General features: G+C 61.6%; 20 protein-coding genes. 11 read left to right on the top strand and 9 right to left on the bottom strand.

Features of this window, described 5'->3' with window-relative positions; translation table 11 throughout:
* Positions 1-4: 4 nt before the first annotated feature.
* From AC1Z36_RS06675 to AC1Z36_RS06665, 3 genes are all read right to left on the bottom strand, one after another.
* Positions 5-718 (bottom strand): SH3 domain-containing protein, encoded by a 714-nt coding sequence (locus tag AC1Z36_RS06675; RefSeq protein ID WP_483561857.1) that lies wholly within the window; start codon positions 716-718, stop codon positions 5-7.
* A 100-nt stretch (positions 719-818) separates the two neighbouring features.
* Positions 819-1,319, bottom strand: coding sequence for a ferritin (locus AC1Z36_RS06670; protein WP_133834868.1), 501 nt, complete (start codon positions 1,317-1,319; stop codon positions 819-821).
* A 145-nt stretch (positions 1,320-1,464) separates the two neighbouring features.
* The gene (locus tag AC1Z36_RS06665; RefSeq protein WP_402697656.1) at positions 1,465-3,894 is read right to left on the bottom strand and encodes a Tex family protein; all 2,430 of its coding nucleotides are present in this window, start codon (positions 3,892-3,894) and stop codon (positions 1,465-1,467) included.
* Positions 3,895-4,023: 129 nt separating this feature from the next.
* On the opposite strand from AC1Z36_RS06665, the gene AC1Z36_RS06660 reads away from it, so the two are divergent.
* Positions 4,024-4,320 carry a hypothetical protein gene (locus AC1Z36_RS06660; RefSeq protein ID WP_286172318.1) on the top strand — a complete coding sequence of 99 codons (297 nt, stop codon included), beginning with the start codon at positions 4,024-4,026 and terminating at the stop codon, positions 4,318-4,320.
* Between the two features lie 43 nt (positions 4,321-4,363).
* Positions 4,364-4,774 (top strand): RNA-binding S4 domain-containing protein, encoded by a 411-nt coding sequence (locus AC1Z36_RS06655; RefSeq protein ID WP_133834871.1) that lies wholly within the window; start codon positions 4,364-4,366, stop codon positions 4,772-4,774.
* On the opposite strand, the gene AC1Z36_RS06650 is transcribed toward AC1Z36_RS06655, so the two are convergent.
* Positions 4,771-6,720, bottom strand: coding sequence for a S9 family peptidase (locus AC1Z36_RS06650; RefSeq protein WP_483561856.1), 1,950 nt, complete (start codon positions 6,718-6,720; stop codon positions 4,771-4,773). The genes AC1Z36_RS06655 and AC1Z36_RS06650 overlap by 4 nt on opposite strands.
* Before the next feature lie 75 nt (positions 6,721-6,795).
* On the opposite strand from AC1Z36_RS06650, the gene AC1Z36_RS06645 reads away from it, so the two are divergent.
* Together AC1Z36_RS06645 and AC1Z36_RS06640 are read left to right on the top strand one after the other, a co-directional pair.
* Positions 6,796-7,335, top strand: coding sequence for a DUF1697 domain-containing protein (locus tag AC1Z36_RS06645; RefSeq protein ID WP_359192537.1), 540 nt, complete (start codon positions 6,796-6,798; stop codon positions 7,333-7,335).
* A gap of 59 nt (positions 7,336-7,394) precedes the next feature.
* Complete coding sequence (locus AC1Z36_RS06640) at positions 7,395-8,051, top strand: trimeric intracellular cation channel family protein (protein ID WP_105658855.1); 657 nt, start codon at positions 7,395-7,397, stop codon at positions 8,049-8,051.
* Here the strand turns inward: AC1Z36_RS06640 and AC1Z36_RS06635 are convergent.
* Together AC1Z36_RS06635 and AC1Z36_RS06630 are read right to left on the bottom strand one after the other, a co-directional pair.
* The gene (locus AC1Z36_RS06635) at positions 8,048-9,304 is read right to left on the bottom strand and encodes an MFS transporter (RefSeq protein WP_483561855.1); all 1,257 of its coding nucleotides are present in this window, start codon (positions 9,302-9,304) and stop codon (positions 8,048-8,050) included. The genes AC1Z36_RS06640 and AC1Z36_RS06635 overlap by 4 nt on opposite strands.
* 17 nt (positions 9,305-9,321) lie before the next feature.
* Positions 9,322-9,876, bottom strand: coding sequence for a TetR/AcrR family transcriptional regulator (locus AC1Z36_RS06630; protein WP_483561854.1), 555 nt, complete (start codon positions 9,874-9,876; stop codon positions 9,322-9,324).
* A gap of 134 nt (positions 9,877-10,010) precedes the next feature.
* Between AC1Z36_RS06630 and AC1Z36_RS06625 the strand changes: the two genes are divergently transcribed.
* The 3 genes from AC1Z36_RS06625 to AC1Z36_RS06615 all read left to right on the top strand — a co-directional run bounded on the left by AC1Z36_RS06625 (position 10,011) and on the right by AC1Z36_RS06615 (position 13,145).
* Positions 10,011-11,528, top strand: coding sequence for an MFS transporter (locus AC1Z36_RS06625; protein WP_483561853.1), 1,518 nt, complete (start codon positions 10,011-10,013; stop codon positions 11,526-11,528).
* 294 nt (positions 11,529-11,822) lie between these two features.
* The gene (locus AC1Z36_RS06620) at positions 11,823-12,026 is read left to right on the top strand and encodes a cold-shock protein (RefSeq protein WP_013349999.1); all 204 of its coding nucleotides are present in this window, start codon (positions 11,823-11,825) and stop codon (positions 12,024-12,026) included.
* A 126-nt stretch (positions 12,027-12,152) separates the two neighbouring features.
* The gene (locus AC1Z36_RS06615; RefSeq protein WP_105658859.1) at positions 12,153-13,145 is read left to right on the top strand and encodes an LLM class flavin-dependent oxidoreductase; all 993 of its coding nucleotides are present in this window, start codon (positions 12,153-12,155) and stop codon (positions 13,143-13,145) included.
* Here the strand turns inward: AC1Z36_RS06615 and AC1Z36_RS06610 are convergent.
* On the bottom strand, positions 13,132-13,461 hold the full coding sequence (locus tag AC1Z36_RS06610; protein WP_483561852.1) for a hypothetical protein: 330 nt from the start codon (positions 13,459-13,461) through the stop codon (positions 13,132-13,134). The genes AC1Z36_RS06615 and AC1Z36_RS06610 overlap by 14 nt on opposite strands.
* A 175-nt stretch (positions 13,462-13,636) precedes the next feature.
* Positions 13,637-14,875: an MFS transporter gene (locus AC1Z36_RS06605; protein WP_105658902.1), complete on the bottom strand. Its 1,239-nt coding sequence runs from the start codon at positions 14,873-14,875 to the stop codon at positions 13,637-13,639.
* Between the two features lie 243 nt (positions 14,876-15,118).
* On the opposite strand from AC1Z36_RS06605, the gene AC1Z36_RS06600 reads away from it, so the two are divergent.
* From AC1Z36_RS06600 to AC1Z36_RS06585, 4 genes are all read left to right on the top strand, one after another.
* Positions 15,119-15,595, top strand: coding sequence for an Lrp/AsnC family transcriptional regulator (locus AC1Z36_RS06600; RefSeq protein WP_133834920.1), 477 nt, complete (start codon positions 15,119-15,121; stop codon positions 15,593-15,595).
* Positions 15,596-15,730: 135 nt separating this feature from the next.
* Positions 15,731-15,994: a hypothetical protein gene (locus tag AC1Z36_RS06595; RefSeq protein ID WP_105658861.1), complete on the top strand. Its 264-nt coding sequence runs from the start codon at positions 15,731-15,733 to the stop codon at positions 15,992-15,994.
* 46 nt (positions 15,995-16,040) lie between these two features.
* A complete protein-coding gene (locus AC1Z36_RS06590; RefSeq protein WP_105658862.1) occupies positions 16,041-16,946 on the top strand; it encodes a LysR family transcriptional regulator in 906 nt (301 codons plus the stop codon).
* Positions 16,947-17,005: 59 nt separating this feature from the next.
* A complete protein-coding gene (locus AC1Z36_RS06585) occupies positions 17,006-18,070 on the top strand; it encodes an enoyl-CoA hydratase/isomerase family protein (protein WP_483561851.1) in 1,065 nt (354 codons plus the stop codon).
* Here AC1Z36_RS06585 and AC1Z36_RS06580 read toward each other — a convergent pair.
* On the bottom strand, positions 18,067-19,833 hold the full coding sequence (locus AC1Z36_RS06580; RefSeq protein WP_105658864.1) for an FMN-binding glutamate synthase family protein: 1,767 nt from the start codon (positions 19,831-19,833) through the stop codon (positions 18,067-18,069). The genes AC1Z36_RS06585 and AC1Z36_RS06580 overlap by 4 nt on opposite strands.
* Positions 19,834-19,849 lie beyond the last annotated feature (16 nt).

Here is a 19,849-nt window from a genome sequence, read left to right as displayed (position 1 = left end):
CTGGTCAGTACACCGTGCGAAGCTGACTGGCAGGGATCCACATTTCTTCGCCGTCACGGTCAATCTGCCGCCACGCGCCCTGGCGCGCGACGATGACCACGGCCGTGTCTGCTGGGAGAATCCGCACTAGCGAGTAATGGTCGCCAGGACCGCGTCTCGCGTTCAGTCCGATGGTGGTCAGTGCCCGCTGGTTGGGGACGGCGATCAGCCCGCCCTTGGCTGGACGGGAGGGAATCTCCTGCAGGTACATGCTGGGAACCCAGCCCAGCAATTTGCCGCACTGCACCTGGGACCACAATCCCTGCTCGAGCATCGAGCGGACCTTGGACCCCTGGTCAATGACCTTGAGCACCGGATACCCCGTGCCGCTTCCCTTGCGCAGATTCAACGTTGCCGTCGTAGCATGGGTGGCTTCGATCAATGAATAGCGTGAAAGAACTGGCTCGGCCAGCTCCTCATCGTCTTCGGCGACTACCGGCTCGTCAAAGACCGCCGGGATCGCTTCAAGATAGATATTCGGCAGCCAACCGTAGATCTGGTGCACGAGAACATGCGCCCACGAGCCATTGACCTCAATCAGGACCAGCTCTGTGCCGTGCTCCAAGTGGCTCTGCACTACGTAGTGGCGGCCGGCGCCCTTGCGCAGCTTGAGCGAGGCAGTCGTCCGGTGGGTATTGGCAATGGACGACGTCCGAGCCGACTGATGTGGATAGCCCACCTGGTTCACAACCACCTCAAATGAAAAAACTTAGGGAAGCAACCACCGGTTGCTTCCCTAAGTTTATTCCATTTTTAGAAGATGCGTGCTTCGCCGCCTCTTAGGATGCGGAAGAACGCGAGCCGAGCTCTGCATCCAGTCGCAGCAGACCGCTTCCATCGTTGCCGATCATCCTGACTCGATCCAGGATTTCACCAACGGTGGCTTCCTCTTCAACCTGCTCATCGATGAACCAGTGCAGCAGCGGCAGGGAGTCGATGTCGCCCTCGGTCTGCGCCAAACGGTACAGCTCGCGAATCGCTCCGGAGACCTTCTGCTCGTGGGCCAAGGAAGCCGCGAAGGCATCTGCAACGCTGTTCACGTTCACAGTCGGGGCAGGCTGCTCGCCAATCTTCGGGTGGGCCGAGCGGTCGGTCATGTGGGTCATGAACTTTTCCGCGTGCACGATTTCCTCGCCGGCCTGGGCGCGGAACCAGCCAGCAATGCCGGGAAGGCTCAATACGTCCATTTCAACTGCCAGCTGACGGTAAACCGTTGCTGCGGTTAGTTCGAGAGTTACCTGGGTGCTGAAGGCTTCTGCCAGTTTTCCTGTAAGTTCCATGTCATCAGACTAAACCTGTTTTGCCACCTTGTCACCGAAGTTCGGACTCACTTAGTCAAACCTGAATTAGGGAATCATCCCAAGTTGGGATCGAGTTAATGTAGCCGATACTAACCTAACTTAGGCATGCCGATACGATGCTAACCTACTTGCCCAGTCCTGCTCTGCGCAGCGCCTCGGCCATCGCGGTGTTGCCCGGTGCAGCCGGTTTGCCCTGCGCGGGCTGGGCCTTGCGGTTCTGCCCAGTGCGGTTCTGGCCCGAGCGCGCCGAACGGCCAGCTCCCGGTCCCTTGCGTTCGCCTGGTCCGGAGTTCCTGGCCTCCGCGCCAGCAGCAGGCAGTTCGTCATCCAGTCGCAGAGTCAGCGAAATGCGCTTGCGCACGGTATCCACTTCCAGCACCTTGACCTTGACAATCTGGCCGGAACTGACCACTTCGCGAGGGTCCGAAATGAACTTGCTGCTCATGGCCGAGACGTGGATCAGGCCGTCCTGGTGGACGCCCAGGTCCACGAACGCACCGAAGGCGGCAACGTTGGAGACGGTGCCTTCCATGATCATCCCCGGCTTGACGTCCTTGATGGTCTCAACGCCTTCCTTGAGCGTGGCCGTCACGAATTCGCCACGGGGGTCGCGGGCAGGACGGCGCAACTCGGCAATCACGTCACGAATGGTTGGCTCGCCAAACTGGTCCGTGGCGAAGTCCTGCGGGTTCAGCTCTTCAAGCCGGCGGCCCTGCGCCTCCGCGCTGCTCTGCAGGGTCTTGGCCAGAACATAAGCTTCGGGGTGCACCGAGGAAGCATCGAGTTTCTCCTTGCCGCCGGTAATGCGCAAGAAGCCCGCGCACTGTTCAAAGGCCTTGGCTCCCAGACGCGGTACCTTCAGCAGATCCTTGCGGGTGGCGAAAGGGCCGTTGGCGTTACGGTGATCCACGATGTTGCGGCTCAACAGCGGTCCCACGCCGGCTACCCGGGCCAGCAAGGCAGGGGATGCGGTATTCACGTCGACGCCTACGGCATTCACGCAGTCCTCGACCACCGCATCCAGCGCGCGGTCCAGCTTCGAGGCAGTGACATCATGCTGGTATTGGCCCACGCCGATGGACTTCGGATCGATCTTCACCAGCTCGGCCAGCGGGTCCTGCAAGCGGCGGGCGATCGATACCGCGCCGCGCAGCGACACATCCATATCCGGCAGTTCCTGGCTGGCCAGTTCGGAGGCCGAGTAGACCGAAGCGCCGGCTTCCGAGACGATGACCTTGCTGACGCCCGCGCCGCCAAGCACCTTGATGACCTCGGCAGCCAGACGGTCTGTTTCGCGCCCCGCTGTGCCGTTGCCTACCGCAATCAGCGTGGTGCCGTGCTTCTGGGCTAGCTTGGCCAGTACCGCGATGGATTCATTCCATTTATTGGCTGGCGCATGGGGATAGATCGTTGCAGTTTCCACCGATTGGCCGGTCAGGTCCACCACTGCAACCTTCACACCGGTGCGCAGGCCCGGGTCCAAGCCCAGCACGGCCTTGTTGCCGGCCGGCGCCGCCAGCAGCACATCGCGCAGGTTCGCCGCGAAAATCTTCACCGATTCATCTTCAGCGGCTTCGAACAGGCGTGAGCGCAGGTCGGATTCAAAGCGGGTCAGCAGGCGGGCTTTCCACGCCAAACGCACGGTCTGCGCAATCCATTTGGCAGCAGGCGCACCGGTGGGAACGTTCAGTCCCAGGGAGGAGGCGATAGCGTTCTCGTAGGCGCTGCGCGCTTCGTCCAAGGCCTGTTCGTCGCGTGGATCAGCTTCAGCGAGCTGCAGATTCAGCACGCCTTCGCGTTCACCGCGCAACAGTGCCAGGACCCGGTGCGATGGCAAGCGATCAAGTGGTGCCACATAGTCCAGATAATCGGAGTACTTTCCCTGGCCCTCTGCGGTGGCGCCCGAGGCGACGCTGGCACCGATCTTGCCGGTGTTCCACAGGCGTTCGCGCAGTTCACCGGCGAGAACGACATCCTGGGATACGCGCTCGGTCACGATGGAACGCGCGCCGGAAAGCGCATCTGCGTCGGTGGCAAATCCTGCATCCGGGTTCAGGTAGTCGGCAGCCGCCTGCACCGGATCCGTCATTGGGTCCGCGAGCAGCAGATCGGCCAAGGCTTCCAGGCCAGCCTCGCGGGCAATCTGGGCCTTGGTGCGGCGCTTGGATTTGAATGGCAGGTACAGGTCTTCGAGTTCCGCCTTGGTGCTGGCGGCGCGAATCGCCTCGGCAAGCTGGTCGGTCAGCTTGCCGGCTTCGGCGATGGCTTCCAGTACAGCTGCGCGGCGGTCTTCCAATTCACGCAGGTAGCGCAACCGTTCTTCGAGCAGGCGCAGCTGGCTGTCGCTGAGCATGCCGGTAACCTCTTTGCGGTAACGGGCAATAAAGGGAACGGTGGATCCGGAGTCCAGGAGCTCGATCGCTGCCTTGACCTGCCAGGGGGCGACCGCGGATTCCTCGGAGAGTTCCCGGGCCAGTTGGGCAATGATTTGCTGCCCCGTTGCGCTGTCATTTGCGGTGTTCTTCTGCTCGCTAGTCACCGATCCATTGTGCATCATGCCATCCGATCTTCAGATGATCGACTCGGTTGGCATTCAGCAGAAACTCAATCTCCATGGCTATGATTTATTGTTATGGGGATTGAGAAAGTTCGAAAAGCAACAGCGCTCGTTGCGATTTCGTGTATGGCTCTATTGAGCACCGGATGCGCATTTGTTGAAGACACCGCGGCCGACGCGGCTAACCAGCTGACCGATGCAGCGTCCAAGGAAATCGTGCGCCAGGCCTGCGCACCGGTACAGGACGGCACCATTGACGCTAGCGAACTTCGTGTCCTCTCGTCCATTGTGAAGTCGGTCCAGGGCGGTGGCCTGCCGCAAGACTTGGTCGATGTGCTCCAGGAGCTCGCCAATTCAGGAGACCAAGCACCCGAAGCGCTGCAGCAGCGCCTGATCGGGATTTGCGACGAGGCTACGGTTTAGCAGCTTCAGCGGCGCTAGCCATCTGCTGATCTAGAATTTTCCCATGGTCGAAATTCCAAGAAGCGGCAAAGTACGTCTCGATGCGTGGCTGTGGTCAGTACGCATCTACAAGACCCGTTCGTCCGCGACCACTGCTTGCCGTGCCGGACATGTTCGCTTGAACGGCGATCCGGTGAAGGCTTCGCAAACCGTTGTCTCCGGTGATCGCATCCGTGTGCGCAAAGACGGTTTCGACCGCGAGCTGGAAGTCAGCGGGCTGATCTCCAAGCGCGTCGGCGCGCCAGTTGCCGCAAAATGCTACATCGACCACACCCCGCCGCGCGAACGCCTGGTCATTCCCCAGGTACCGATCCGCGAACGCGGCGCCGGCCGGCCCACCAAGAAGGACCGCCGCGAAATGGATCGCTTGCGGGATTCCTGGCAGGCCCCGGATCCAGGTCCTGATCTGTCCTAGGACAGCACGATCGCCGGAACGTCCGACTGGAATTCGAAGATCTGCGCGTAGAAGGCCAACGAGCTTTCCAACGCCTTGATGATGTTCTCCGACTTCCTGAACCCGTGCTGTTCTCCTTCGAAGAGAATGTAGGCATGGGCAATGCCGCGTTCGGCCAGCGCGTCCGCCACGATCTGGGACTGCGCCGGCGGCACCACCTTGTCTTCATCCCCCTGCAACAGCAATACGGGGCAGGAAATCTTCGCCACGTGATTGATTGGCGCGCGCTTCTCGTACAGATCGGCAGCTTCCGGGTACGGTCCGACCAACGTGAACATGTACTGCGATTCGAAGTCGTGGGTGTCCTGCACCAGGCCCACCAGATCCGAAACACCGTAGCGGCTGATGCCCGCGGTGAAGGCATTGGAGAAGGTCAGCGCGCACAGCACGGTCCACCCGCCGGCGCTGCCGCCTTCGATGCCGATGCGTGCGGGGTCGGCAATGCCCTGCGCTACCAGCGCGTTGACCACGGCGACGGTATCGGCAACATCGACTACGCCCCAGGCCCCGCGCAGGCGGTTGCGGTATTCGCGGCCATAGCCGGTGGAGCCGCCGTAGTTCACGTCGACTACCCCGATCCCGCGCGAGGTGTAATAGGCAACCGTGGCACTGAGCGTCGGGGAAGCCTGGCTGGTCGGGCCTCCGTGCACGAAGGTGACGAAGGGCGGCAGTTCGCCCTCCATCCCTGCGTAGCCTTCCTGGGAAGGCCGGTAGAGCAACGCGTGGACGGACTGGCCGGCGAGGTTCTTGCACTCGAACTCTTCAACCTCCGGAAGCACCGCTGGATCCGGCAGCTGCGCAATCCCACGGGTCACCGGGTGGTGTTCCAAGGTGTCGAGGTTGATCAAGGTAATTTCTTCGCCCTGGGTCATCGAGGACGTGCCAGCGAGCAGCCACCCGTCACGCAGCGCGAACGGGCGGATGCCGGTGAATGGCAGCGCGAGTTCTTCCAATCCCCCGGTGTCCGCGTGCAGGCGTGCCAGCTTGGTGGTGCCGGTGCCGTAGGAGCACAGCAGGGTGCGGGCGCTTTCTGCCAGGTACCATCGTGTGCCCACCTGCCAGAGCGGGCCGGCGAATTCTGCGGCACGGTCAACCAGCCGGGTGGTGCGTGCCGAGCTGTCCTGGTAGAGGTAGGGGTTCCACCAGCCGCTGGCATCGGAGATGAAAGCCAACTGGTCATCATCGAGCCATTCCGGTTGCATGACCGAGACTTCTGCTCCACCGGCGATGACGGTGTCCTCCAGTACGCCGTCTTCGGTGAAGTCAGCCAGGTGCAGCTCGGTGGAGTCCCACGGCATATTCGGATGTTCCCAGCTGATCCAGGACAGCCGAGTTCCCGCGGGGTTCAGCCGTGGCGCTGCAACGAATCGCGCTGGGGCGCTGAGGATGCGGATCTTGCACGGGTCCTCGGCTGCGCTGCCGTCCAGGGGAATTTGCACGATGTGGCGTACCGGTTCTGCCCGCAGGTCTTCCATGATGGCCAGGATGCTGCCTTCTGGACCAGGTGTGAATTCGGCGAAGCGCAGCTGCGGGTCTGCGTCGACTCCGCTGGCGGGGGTCAGGGCCGCGGCATCGTGCTCCCCTACGGTTTGCCGGTAAACCCGCTGGTCAGCGAAGTTCGCAAAAACAATTGCCGAGGTGCCGCCCTCGATGAGCATCCAGCTGGAGCCACCGTATTCGTGGACCCGGGAGCGCACGTTGAATGGTGCCTGGATGAGCTCTGCACCGGCAGTGCCGTCGGTGCCGTACTCCATCAGCGTGATGCGCCCGCCTTCGGCAGGACGGCCTTCCTGGACAATGAGCTTGTCCGAGAAGAAGCAGGCTCCGCCCAGCGGCTTGGTTCCGGCAGCGACGTCATGCGCGGAAATCGATGATGGCCATGATCCAAAGGGTAAGTGCGTAGGCATATTCTTGATCCTAGCGATCTTTATGACTCATAACGACCCTCGACAAGCATCAATCCGATGCGCTTGGATTGATCCATGACTAGATACGCCGTATTCCTGCGCGGGGTGAATGTCGGTGGGGTCAAGGTCCTGATGAAGGACCTGGCCAAGCTGCTTCTCGCTGCTGGTTTCACCGACGTGAAAACCCTTTTGGCCAGCGGCAATGCGGTGCTCAGCGCATCCAGTTCTGATCCGTTGGAAGTCCAGGAGCACTGCAATGCGGTTCTGGCCGGGCACTACCAGCGGCCGATTCCCACGCTTGTCTGCACCGTCGCGGAAATCCAGCAGCTGTCCCAGCCCTTCCCGCTGCCCTTGCCTGATCCGGCCAGCGAACACCATGGCTACTTCACGCTCTGCGAATCGGCTGAGGATGCCCAAGCGGTGGGCGCCGCTATCCAGGGACTCGCTGGGCCAGGAGCCTATCTGGTCCAGGGCCGTGCCGTAGCGTGGATTGTCCGCAAGGGCGAAAGCACCGCGAATCCCATCGGGAAGCTCATGGCCGCACAGGCAAAGCAACGCATTGTGACGACCCGTAACCACAACACCTTGGTCAAGCTCGCCAAGATTCTTGGCTGAGATCGCCGGTGAGCAATAATTGACCCTTGACCCACTGATTGACCTGCAAAAGGCCCGGAATGTACATCCTGATCGAGCTCATTGGCATTTTCTTCTTCGCCGTCGCGGGTTCATTGATGGCCGCGCGCCGTGGCTTCGATCTGCTCGGTTCGGCCTTCCTCGGAGGGGTCTGCGGTCTGGGCGGCGGAGTGGTGCGAGATTTGATTCTCAATCAGTCCCCGGCGACTTTCGCGCATCCGGTCTACTTTGTGCCTCCGGTGCTCGCGGCGCTGTGCGTCTACGCGTTTACCCCCGCGGTGCAGAAGCTGCACCGCCTGGTCCAGCTATTCGACGCGGCAGGCCTGGGCCTGTTCTGCGTCACCGGTACACTCAAGGCCCTGGAACACGACTTCAATCCGGTCACCGCGGTCCTGCTTGGTGTCATCACCAGCGTGGGCGGCGGCTTGATGCGCGATGTCATTTCCAACGTCACCCCTGATTTGTTCAACCCGCGCGATATCTACGCGTTGGCCGCCATGGTGGGTGCCGCGCTCACCGCCGTGGCCTGGCATCTGGGGCTGATGAACGTTCCGGTGGGCGCCGGCATTGCCGCCTTGGCTTTTGCCATCCGCGTGGCTTCCATCCGCTTTGGCTGGTCGGTCCCGTTGGCCGCGGGCCATTGGCATCGCTCCCGCCCCACGCCACCGTCCAGCGAGGGTCCGCAGCGCCACTTCTAGTCGATGCGCTCGAGCCTGCCCAGGTCCTCGGTGCCTGGCGAATCATCTTCGATGGTGCGCGGCGGGTTGATGATGATCGCGCCGACCAGCATCACGATGACGCAGCCGCCGAGCATCGAGAAGGCCGCGCCCCATGAATCGGTGGCTTTCTGCACCACGCCGAAGAGCATGGGAACCACCGCGGCACCGGCATAGCCAAGGCCCTGGGCGAAGCCCGAAAGCACGCCTGAACCGTAGGTTGTGCGCGAGCGCAGGTTCATCATCAGCAGCGCAATCGCGAAGGTGCCCTGCCCGAGGCCGGCCAGGCAGATCCACAACGCAGTGTTCTGCGTTGGCGACAGGTAGATGCCAAGGTGCCCGGCAATCCAGCACGAGGTGAAGACCAGGACTGCAATGATCGGGTGCTTCAGCCGAGGCACCCAGAGCGGAACCAGCAGGCTGACCGGCAGGCCGAGGATCGCGAAGAGCGCCAGCATGTTGCCAGCTGCCATTTCGTCGAGGCCGCGGTTCTGCAGGTAGGGCGGAAGCCAGGTGAAGTAGACGTAGGTCTGCGCCGAGTTGCCGGCCAGGAAAATTGCCAGGCCCCAAGCCACTTTGGACTTCCAGGGGTTGATCTTAGCGATAGGTTGCGGATGCCCGCTGGCGTGGACGGGATTATCCGGGCGCTGTGTCCCGCGGTCGGCAAGCAGCTGCACCAGCCATGGCACCAGCACGATGCCCGACAGGGCGGCCCAGGAACCAATGGAGATCTTCCAGTCGCTGAGATTGGCCAGTGGAACAGAGAACTGAGGGGCCATCCAGGTGCCGATGGCCAGCATCGTGACATAGCCGCTGGTGACCATGCCGATACGGTCAGGGAAGTACTTCTTGACCAACGGTGGAAGCACCACATTGCCCATGCCGTAGCCAGCCAAGGTGATGATGGACAGGGCGAGGAAGGAATAGACCTCGGGCATGAAGATCCGCGCTACCTGGCCGATGACAGCTATGCCCAACGAGATCATCAGGGTTTTTTCCAGGCCGAAAGCCTTGATCAACCGCGGAGTGAGCAGGCCGAAGACTGCGAAAGCAATGGGCGCGAGCATGGCCAGCAGTCCGGTGGTGAACTCGGTGAACGCGATATCCGCTTCAATGCGGGAGAGCAACGGGGAAACTGACACCACTGCGGCGCGCAGGGACAGTGCCAGCAGCAGGATGCCAAGTAGCGCTCCAACTCGTCCTCTGATTGGAGAAGCAACGCTCTGGTTCTTCATTGATTTCTACCTGCTCGCTATTCGTTGAGGTTTCCCAACTTTTTTATTTTCGAGACCAACTCTAGTAAGCGATTGAGCTCGCCATCAAAATTGCGTTCGTACCAAGTCCCTGGCAGTGCCAGGTTCGCGTAGAGCCCCTCGCCGGCGAGCATCACCAGATGCGCGATGTCCTTGCTGCCGACTTCATCCAGGATGCACCGGTACCAGCGCTCATTGGTGCTCTCGATTTTTTCCGTCGCGGATTTGACCCCGGCCTGGGCCAGGCGTTGCAGGGCCACGAGGTGCCGATCCAATTCGGTATCGACTTCCGCGCTGGTGCGCACGTAATAAACGGAAGCCCCTTCCGCTGCGGTGCGCATCCCCTCGACATCACGGGCAACATGTTCCTCCGCGGCCTCGATGACCGCGTCCGCCAGCGCATCCTTGGAGGCGAAGTGGTAGAGCAGCCCGCCCTTGGAGACCCCGGCGCGTGCGGCCGTGGCATCCAGCGTGGCTGCCCGCTCCCCCTCTTCGCACAAGAGCGCGATATAGGCGTCAAGCACTTTGCCGCGGGCAGCAGGTGGGCGAGCCATAGTTCTCCGTTCCAAGGTGTAGTTCGTGATCGATCTGACTTTACCAACAATTGTAACTATACCGTCTAGACGGTATAGTTAACAATTGCGGGCAAATCGCCGCGCATTCCACTACCTACCCAAGGGCGAACGTCATGACCTCGAATATCTCCGAACGCGTTACAGTGCTCAGCAAGCCGCGCCGTTGGGCGGCACTGGTGGTCCTGCTGTTCCCTGTACTGCTCATTTCCGTCGACAACACCGTGCTCTCCTTCGCGGTCCCGGCAATCACCGGAGCCCTGTCCCCCTCGGGGAGCCAGCTGCTGTGGATTATCGACATCTACCCGCTGATCCTGGCCGGGCTGCTGGTCCCCATGGGTTCACTGGGCGACCGCGTCGGCCGGCGCAAGCTGCTGCTGATCGGCGCGACCGGCTTCGCGCTGGTTTCCGCCCTCGCCGCTTTCGCCACGGATGCCACCCAGCTGGTGGCAGCCCGTGCCCTGCTTGGCGTCTTCGGCGCAATGCTCATGCCGGCCACGTTGTCCTTGATCCGCAATATCTTCCCGGATGATACCGAACGCCGGACCGCCATTGCGGTGTGGGCGGCGGCCTTCTCCGGCGGCGCTGTGCTTGGCCCCATTGTCGGCGGCGTGCTGCTCGAGCACTTCTGGTGGGGCTCGGTCTTCCTGATGGCCGTGCCAATGCTCTTGCCCCTGCTGATCGGCGGCATGATCCTTGTTCCCGAATCCAAGGACCCGAACCCGGGCCGCGTGGATCCGCTCTCGATCCTGCTGGTGGTCTTCACCCTCCTGCCTTTTGTCTACGCCATCAAGACTGCGGTAACTGCCCCGTGGTACTTCTCGGCCGCGGCCATCGTCCTGGCCATTGTCTGCGGTGCGGCTTTCGTACGCCGGCAGCTCAAGGCCGAACAGCCGATGCTCGATGTCCGCTTATTCAGCAACGCACTGTTCTCTGGCGCGTTGATGGTCAACCTGATCGGCATCTTCTCGCTGGTGGGCTTCATCTACTTCGTCTCCCAGCATCTGCAGCTCATTGCAGGGTTCTCCCCGCTGGTGGCGGGACTGTGGATGACCCCGGGCCTGGTGCTGACCATGGGCTTCGGATTGCTCTCGGTGGCGCTCTCGCGCCGTTTCGGCACGCCGAACATCATGGCCATCGGCCTGATCCTCTCCGCGGTCGCCTACCTGCTGGTGATCCTGGCCGGGGAGGGATCCAATTCCTTCCTGCTCATGACCGCGTTTGCTGTCCTCGGTACGGGAATCGGCATGACCGAGACCTTGTCCAATGACATGGTGCTCTCCGCAGTACCCGCTTCCAAGGCCGGCGCGGCATCGGCGATCTCGGAAACCGCCTACGAAGTGGGCTCGGTACTGGGCATTGCAGTGCTGGGTACCATCCTGAATACGGTCTACACCTCGAGGTTGCTCGCGCCCGGCTCGCTGACCGATGCCCAGCTGCAAACTGCCGGCGAGACCTTGGGCGGAGCGCACCAGGTCGCCGCCGATTTGAGTGCCGCCGATGCGCAAGCTCTGCTGGGCTCCGCAGCCATGGCCTTCGACCACGGAGTCCTGCTGACATCCGGCATCGCCGCGGCGTTGTCCCTGATCGCTGCCGTGGTCGTATTCCGCGTCATCAAACCGGCATTTCGGTGAACTCGGCTCACCGCTTAACCAAATTTCTGATTAATTGGTTCAAAGTTATTCATTTGTCGTCACCAAACACGTAGGCTAGGCAATGTAGTTCCAAAGTAATTCGCGAAGTACCCGTTAGAAGTTTGTGAATGTCGTACCACCTCGGTTGACGCGAGCCCCCTTCTAGACGTGAAGTGAATGACTTGGCTGCTTCGCATTATCCGTTCTCCATCCTGGAATTCGGAGGATGCGCAGATTACAACCAAGCTCGCCAACTAAACCGGCGAGAAACGTCTGAAAGGACCAAATAAGAAAATGGCAACCGGAATCGTCAAGTGGTTCAACGCTGAAAAGGGCTTCGGCTTCATCGCTCCAGACAGCGGCGATCCAGACGTCTTTGCACACTTCTCTGCAATCCAGACCCAGGGTTTCCGCACCCTGGACGAGGGCCAGAAGGTGGAGTTCGAAGTTGTTGAGGGTCCAAAGGGTCTGCAGGCTGCAGACATTCGCGCTCTCTAAAGAAGGTCTTTGGCGCTAACGCCAGACTTAGCCAAGGAACGGCTATCCGCACTGCGGATAGCCGTTCCTTGCGTTTGAGGCCGAAATTACTGGAATACTTCCCGTACGCCACCGGTTGTACCCAGTGTGAAGCTATCTATTCTGGATCTTGCTCCGGTTGAACCCGGAACAACTATTTCCGACTCTTTCAAGTCCTCCGTCCGCTTGGCGCAAACTGCAGAACGCCATGGGTATGAACGCGTCTGGTACGCGGAACACCACAATATGCCCACCATTGCTTCCAGCGCGACCTCGTTGCTGATCAGCCACATAGCCCACCACACCGAGAAGATTCGCCTGGGCTCGGGCGGCATCATGCTGCCGAACCACTCCCCTCTGGTGATCGCCGAGCAGTTCGGCACGCTGGCCGAAATCTACGGCGACCGCATCGATTTGGGCTTGGGCCGTGCACCGGGTACCGACATGACCACCCTGCGTGCCTTGCGCCGCGACCCGTCGGCCGCCGATTCCTTCCCGCACGATGTGCTGGAGCTGCAGGCCTATCTCGCCGGCGAATCCAGGGTTCCTACCGTTCAGGCGACCCCGGGAGCAGGAACCAACGTTCCGCTGTACATCCTGGGTTCCTCGCTCTTCGGTGCCAAGCTCGCCGCCCAGCTGGGACTGCCGTATTCCTTCGCCTCGCATTTCGCACCGGCTGCGCTGCATGAAGCGATCCGCATCTACCGCGAGGAGTTCACCCCCTCAGAGCAACTGGCTGAACCGTATGTCATTGCCGGCGTGGGCGTGCTGGCTGCTGAAACGGCTGAACGAGCTCATGAACTGCTGGACGTTGCCAAGCGCCATCGCGTGGCAAGCTTCATCGGCCGTTCCGCGAAGAAGGAATTCACCGAAGCGGAGATCGATATGCTCATGGATACTCCGCAGGCGCAGCAGATCCTGGACATGATGCGCTACACCGCGGTGGGCACCGGAGAACAGGTTGCCGAATACCTGCGCCACTTCGCTTCGGCAGCGCAGGCAGATGAACTGATCACCATCCATTACCCCACCGAGGAGCACGCTCGACTCGAATCGGTGATGATCACCGCCGAGGCCTGCCAGCTGGCTAGCGCCCGGTGATTCTGATCCAGCGCTTGGCTGCCATCAGCAGCAGCGCAACCAGAGCGAGGGTCAAGCAGAATTCCACGCCAATATAGGCGTAATGCCATAGCGATCCGCCATCGGAGACTCCTGCAAGCACCGCATCGGTACGCGCAGAGAGGCCCGGGCGGATCGCTGCGGTTTTAATCAGCAGCAATAGTCCGACCAGCCCTACGCCCCAGCCCCAGGCCTTGCCGGCAGCTCGCTTGGCCGACCCGGCCACCAGGGCAATGAAGAAGATGATCTCGACCATGTTCATCGCGAAGAAGACGCGGCGTCCAATGCCCAGACCCAAGGGAAATGGTGATTCCGGGTGCGGTGAATTTCAGTGGAGCCTCGATGAATGAAATGCCGATGATCAGGCCGAGCCACAGTGCAGGAATGTAGATGCGTGCAGCCACGGCCCACTGTGCGCCGCGGCCAGCAGGCGCTGGAAGGGGACTAGCCATGCCTCCACAGTACGCCCGGTTCTAGCGTGCTTTGCGCAGTCCTGCCAGTGCCCAGACGGCTAGCACTGCCGCCACCACGGCACAGCCGATGGAGAAGACCAGGATGCTCTGCTGCTGCCCGAAGACCCCGACGGCCCAGCCCAGCGCGATGACTGGAACAGCACTGCCCAGGTAGGTCACCAGGTATATGGTGGACACGGTTTGGGCGTGCTGCTTGTCGTTGACCGCGTCCACCGCTTGAGCGAAAGCAGTGCGGAAGGCCATGCCCTGGCCCAGGCCCACGAATACCAATGCCGCGATGGCCCATGGCAGCTGGCGATGCTCGGCAGCCACGGCCAGCACTACGGTGGAGGCCGCCATCAATCCCAGACCGATAGGCAGCAAGGCCTTGCCGCCGCGCACGACCAGCTGCGACAGGGCGGATATGCCCAAGGGCAGGCCGGCAATCAGGCCAATGACCAGCACCGAATCCAGGCCAAAGGCTTGGGCGAAGTAGCCAGGTGCCAAGGACAGCACGAAGCCGAAGATGGCGAAGCTCAAGAAGCCAACGAGGGCAGCGAGCCAGAACGGTGCCCGGGCCGAGCTGGGGACGCCCAAGCGGCGTGGGGCCAGGGCCTTGCTTCGCTGTCCGCGCTCAGCCAGCGCAATGGCCGGACGGGCCTGCAGGGTGCTCAATGGGACCAGGACCAGCAGCAGCAAGAACGCCTGCACCATGAACACGGTAGTGCGCCCGCCAGGCAGATGAGCCAGCAGCCCGCCCAAGACCGGTCCGAAGGCGACACCGCCCGATGAGGCCAAGAGGGTGAAGCGCGAAGCCCACTCAGGCCGCGCAGGAAGAAGTTCACGCAGGGCCGCGGCGCTAGCACCGGTAGCCAGCGCGACACCGGCGCCCTGCAAACCACGGCCAAGGCACAGTTCCAGCAGGTTGCCGGCCGATCCGAAGACCAGGGTTCCAGCGAAGGAAACAACGACCGCGATCACCAGCGCCGCACGGCGTCCGATATGATCCGACCAATGCCCCACAGTGGAAAGGAAGAGCATCAGCGAACAGACGTAGCTGGCAAAGGCCACGGTGGTTCCCATGGCGCCAAGGTGCAATTCGGATTGGAGTGCCGGATACAGCGGGGTGGCCAGGTTGGCTCCGACCAGCAGCAGGAAGCTGACGGACACGGTGATCACCAGTCGAGCGGTCAGACCGGGGTTCCAGGAGAGTACGCGATGATTCATTGGCTGCATGCGCAGCTCGCTGATAACCGACAAATTCACTCCCGGGATCAAAGTAGTCCAGACCAGCTGGGCACGAAGAATGCCCAGAAAGAGTTTTTACCGGTGGGGCCACTCGCTGCCCCACCGGTTAGTTGAGCGTTCTGCTTGCGTTTGTCTACTACAACAGAGCGTTCACTCACTAATATCCGCCTGCTGAAAGCAACCAGAGAGATTTCTTGCTAGTATTTGAGCAGATTGTTCAAAATTTTGTCCCCGCAGATAACCCGGAGTGAGCATATAGTGCGATTAGACGATGTAGACCTGAAAGTGCTGCTCGCACTGATCAAGGATCCCCGCATCCAAATCTCTGAACTCGCAGATGAGGTCGGTGTTGCGCGCAACACAGCGCAGTCGCGATTGCGCCGTTTGCAGCGTGCCGAAATCCTTCGCGACGGCGGCCGCGACATCGATCTGAGCAAGCTCGGCTACGACGTCCTGGCCTTCGTGACGTTGGAAGTGAACCACCGCGATCTGGATACCGTGGTCACCGCGCTGCGCCAGATCCCCAGCGTGCTGGAAATCCACGAGACCTCCGGACGTGGAGATCTCTGGGTGCGGCTCATCGCCACCGACACCCACCAGCTGCAATCAGCACTGCGCCAGATCCTGCGCGTCAAGGGCGTCACCCGTTCGGAAACAACCTTCGCGCTCCATACGCACCTGGCCTACCGTGCCGCTCCCCTGCTGGAGCACTATGCCGAACATGACCACTGAGAAGTCATTCACTGTCAGCAGCAGAAAACAAGTCTTTCGTTTCCCGAAGCAGCGTCCTAGTCTGGTGATACGAGAAGTCACGAGGTAAATCCCCGGCTTCCGGCGGATCCCTCGTATTCGACGAAGGAGTACGCAATGACGAAGGATTTCGACACCACAGAATTTGCGCCGGAGTTCGGCAACGACATCTACGAACCGGATGACGGACGCGATTCCCAGGCTTATGAGGGCTCAAGCGACATGCCGGAAACCATGCGCAACCTCGACCCGCTGGCACAGCGCAATTACCTCTACGACGATGACCTGGAAACCGAAGACCAGCTCGACAACGAATTCGCCGCAGACGATGACGACGACGAGGAAAGCACAGAGCTTGTTGACCTTGAGGACGAACTCTAGGCCGTGGGCTAAGCAAATCTTTGGCTAAAGGCCATAGACTTTAGAAGTGATTAATCCAGTTCATCTGCGCACATTGCTCGAAGTGGTGGCGCATCGTTCCTTTGCCACGGCCGCAACCCGCTTGGGCTACACGGCCAGCGCTGTCTCCCAGCAGATGACAGCGTTGGAGCGAAGCACCGGTACCACGCTGTTCCTGCGCGGCGCACGCTCCATCACCCCGACGCCAGGTGCCCTGCGCATGGTGCGCCATGCCAAACGGGTGCTCACCGACCTCGACGCCCTCATGGCAGACGTCGCCACCATCTCCACCGAAGCTACCGACCTTGAGGAAATCAAGCTTGGCATCTTCCCCTCGCTGGCGACCTACGCGCTGCCGCAAATCCTCAAGGCACCGGATTGGTCCTCCTTGGGCATCAACCTGCGCCTGTGGATCGGCGAACCCCAGCAAACTGTCGCAGGCCTTGGCACCGGCGGCGACCTCGACCTCGCACTGATCTTCCAGGTGGGACCCGGCGGACTGTCGTGGCCAGCGTCCCTGGAGCGCACTTGGTTGGGCGATGACCAGTTCCGGGTAGTGATCCCGGCGTCCTGGCCCATCGCTGAAGACGCCCAGCTGACCGTGGACCAGTTGGCCGAATGGCCATGGATCTTCCACCACCCGGGCACCTCGGATGCCACCTTGATTTCGCGCTTGTTCTCGTCCTACAACATCCACCCGCAGGTGGCTGCCTACTGCGATGACTTCAATGCCTCGCTGAGCCTGGTTTCCTCGGGACTGGGCGCCGCCCTGGTTCCCGATCTGGCCATGGCCAACGCTCCGGAAGGCATCCGCATAGTGGATGCCCCCGAGATTCGCCTGGCCCGCTCCATCTTCGCGTTGAAACCGGAGAATTCCAAGAAGCCGAAGGCCGCGCTGGTATTGGACCGGCTCGCCCAGGTACTCTCCCGCTGATTCGTTGCGCCGCGGCGCCACTGGTGCCTGCGTCTGTCCCAAGAAAGAGGAATGTCCCGGTGGAGAACCAGACCCCTGCATCTTCCAGCGATGGCGTAGTCATCTCGGCCGTGCATGGACCAATCGGCCACATCGAGCTGAACCGTGCCAGCAAGCTCAATGCGTTGACCCTGGAAATGCTCACCGAGCTGGGCCGGGTGCTGCGTGCGTGGGCCGTGGACCCGTCGATTTCGCTGGTGCTGCTCACCGGCCGCGGCGAACGCGCCTTCTGTGCCGGCGGAGATATCGCCGATTTCCATGCAGCAGTCACCACCGGACGCCATCAGGACTTCGTCGATCTGCTAGCGAGAGAATTCGAACTGGATTACCTGATCTCCACCTATCCCAAGCCCCTGATCACCTTGGCCCATGGCATCACCATGGGTGGGGGCATCGGCTTGGCCTCGCACGCACCGGTGCGCCTGGTGACCGCGAACGCCACCATGGGAATGCCCGAAGCGAAGATCGGCTACACCCCGGATGTGGGAGGCAGCCACCTGCTGGCCAGCGCGCCGGGCCACTTCGGCGAGTTCTTTGCGATGAGTGCACAGTCCTTCACCGGTGCCGATGCCGTACTTCTCGGTTTTGCCGATGCCGTTGTCACCGAGGACTTCGCCCAGAACATCCTCGATGAGCTCGATGAGTTCGCGGGGCTGAATGCCGGAGAGATCGCGGCTGCTATCGAGGTCATGCACGGTGCGCCCGAGTCCTTCGCCTTGGAACTGGACCGCGGCTGGATCGATCATGCTTTCAGTGCCGCCACCCCGCAGGAAGTCTTGGCACGCTTGAAGCAGATGGTCCATCCTTCGGCGCAGCGTGCCGCGCAGATGCTGGCAGCGAATTCCCCGACCAGCGTGGCCAGCGCGTTCTACAACGTGCGGGCTGCACGTGAGGAGCAGGACCTGCGTTCGGCCTTGGACCGCGAACTGCGCCTGGCTCGCTACCTGATGCACCGTGCCGATCTTGCCGAGGGCATCCGTGCCCAGGTCATCGACAAAGACCGCAACCCCACGTGGATTCCGGCTTCGCTGGAGGAAGTGGACCACGAGGTGTTGCGGTCTCTGGCTGCTGATTCGGAAGGCTAGCTGTCAGCTCCCGGCTTGCCTTCTGGCCGGGTGACATCTGCATGCACCGGGCGCACCTTGGCTGAATCCCTGGGCTCGATGCGCGGTGCGTTCACTGCATCGGCTGGTTCGCGAACCACCGATGGGGTGATATCCACGCTCTTGGGCGCGGTGTAGGCCAGCGGTGCATGCTCGCCGAAGTGGTCCGCGTCTGCTTCATCCCAGTCTTCCATCCAGGAACCTGGAATATCCTCGAGCAGTTCGCCGGGACGCAACCACTGGAACAGCGAAGCGTAGGAGCGAGTGGACTGCAGGTTCACCCGGCGGCGCAGCATCCGGGTGTTCAGCTGCTCCGGGCTGGTCAGTCCCATCGATGCCATGATCTGCGCGCATTCGGTGACGGTCAAGCGATGGTAGTTGTAGACGCGGTGGCCCTTGTCCTCCACATCCAGGGCACGCATCAGGCGCTTGTTCTGCGTGGCTACGCCTACGGGGCAGTGGTTGGTGTGGCACTGCTGGGCCTGGATGCAGCCGGTGGCCATCATCATGGAACGCGCCGAGAAGGTGAAATCCGCTCCCTGGATCAGCCGCTTGATGATGTCGGAGCCGTTGGCGACCTTGCCTGCCGCGGCGAGGCGGATTTCGTCGCGCAGTCCGGCACCCACCAAGGTGTTGTGCACCAGCATCAAGCCTTCGGTCAGCGGGGCGCCAACATGGTCCTCGTATTCCAGCGGCGCAGCTCCGGTGCCGCCTTCAGCGCCATCAATGGTGATGAAGTCCACCAGGATGCCGGTTTCCAGCATGCCCTTGCACAGGGCCATGACGTCGGTGCGGGAACCAACGCAGAACTTGATGCCCACTGGCTTGCCACCGGAGAGGTCGCGAAGCTTCGCTACGAAGTGCATCAATTCGCGCGGGGTGGAGAATTCTGCGTGGCTGGCCGGTGAAATGCAGTCCACGCCCATCGGGACATCGCGGGCCTCGGAGATTTCCGCGGTGACCTTGGCAGCCGGCAGCACGCCGCCGAGCCCGGGCTTGGCGCCCTGGGAGAGCTTGATGGTGATGCCCTTGACTCTTTCATGGTTCGCCTTGGCAGCGAAGGTTTCGGGGTTGAAGCGGCCCTGCTCGGTACGGCAGCCGAAGTAGCCTGAACCGATTTCCCAGAACAAGTCGGCCCCGTATTCCAGGTGGTACTTGGTCAGCCCGCCCTCACCGGTTTCATGGACGAATTCTCCCATCGCGGCGCCCTTGTTCATCGCCAGCACGGCGTTGGCAGAAAGCGAGCCGAAGCTCATCGAGGAGATATTCATCAGCGAAATCTCATAGGGCTGCGAGCACTGGCTGGACCCCACCCGTACGCGGTGCTGCGATGCTACCGGGGCCACCGGAGCTGCCGAATGCAGCAGGTATTCGTGGCCGACTTCATTGACATTCAGCTCCGTGCCGAAAGCCTTATGGCTATCGGCGCCCTTGGCCCGCGCGTAGATCAGCGAGCGGGTGTCGCGGTTGAAAGGACGGCCATCGGTATTGCGCTCAATGAAATACTGCTGGATCTCGGGGCGGATGAATTCGAAGAGGTAGCGGGCGTGCCCGACAATCGGGAAATTGCGCAGGATCGCATGCTTCTTTTGCAGCAGGTCCCTGATGCCCAGAAGCACCAGCAAACCGGTGAGCACGACGAGGATCCACCACACCCATTCCCCGGAGGTGCCGGCAAGGATTGCGGTCACCACGAAGCCAGTGAATAGGACAGCCAGGAACAGGAGAACCACTATTCGCATCATGATGCGAGCCTAGTAT

The organism is Glutamicibacter sp. BS14 (genome assembly GCF_056934375.1).
Note: the sequence above shows the minus strand (reverse complement) of the source record. Positions and strands in the feature narration are given on the sequence as shown.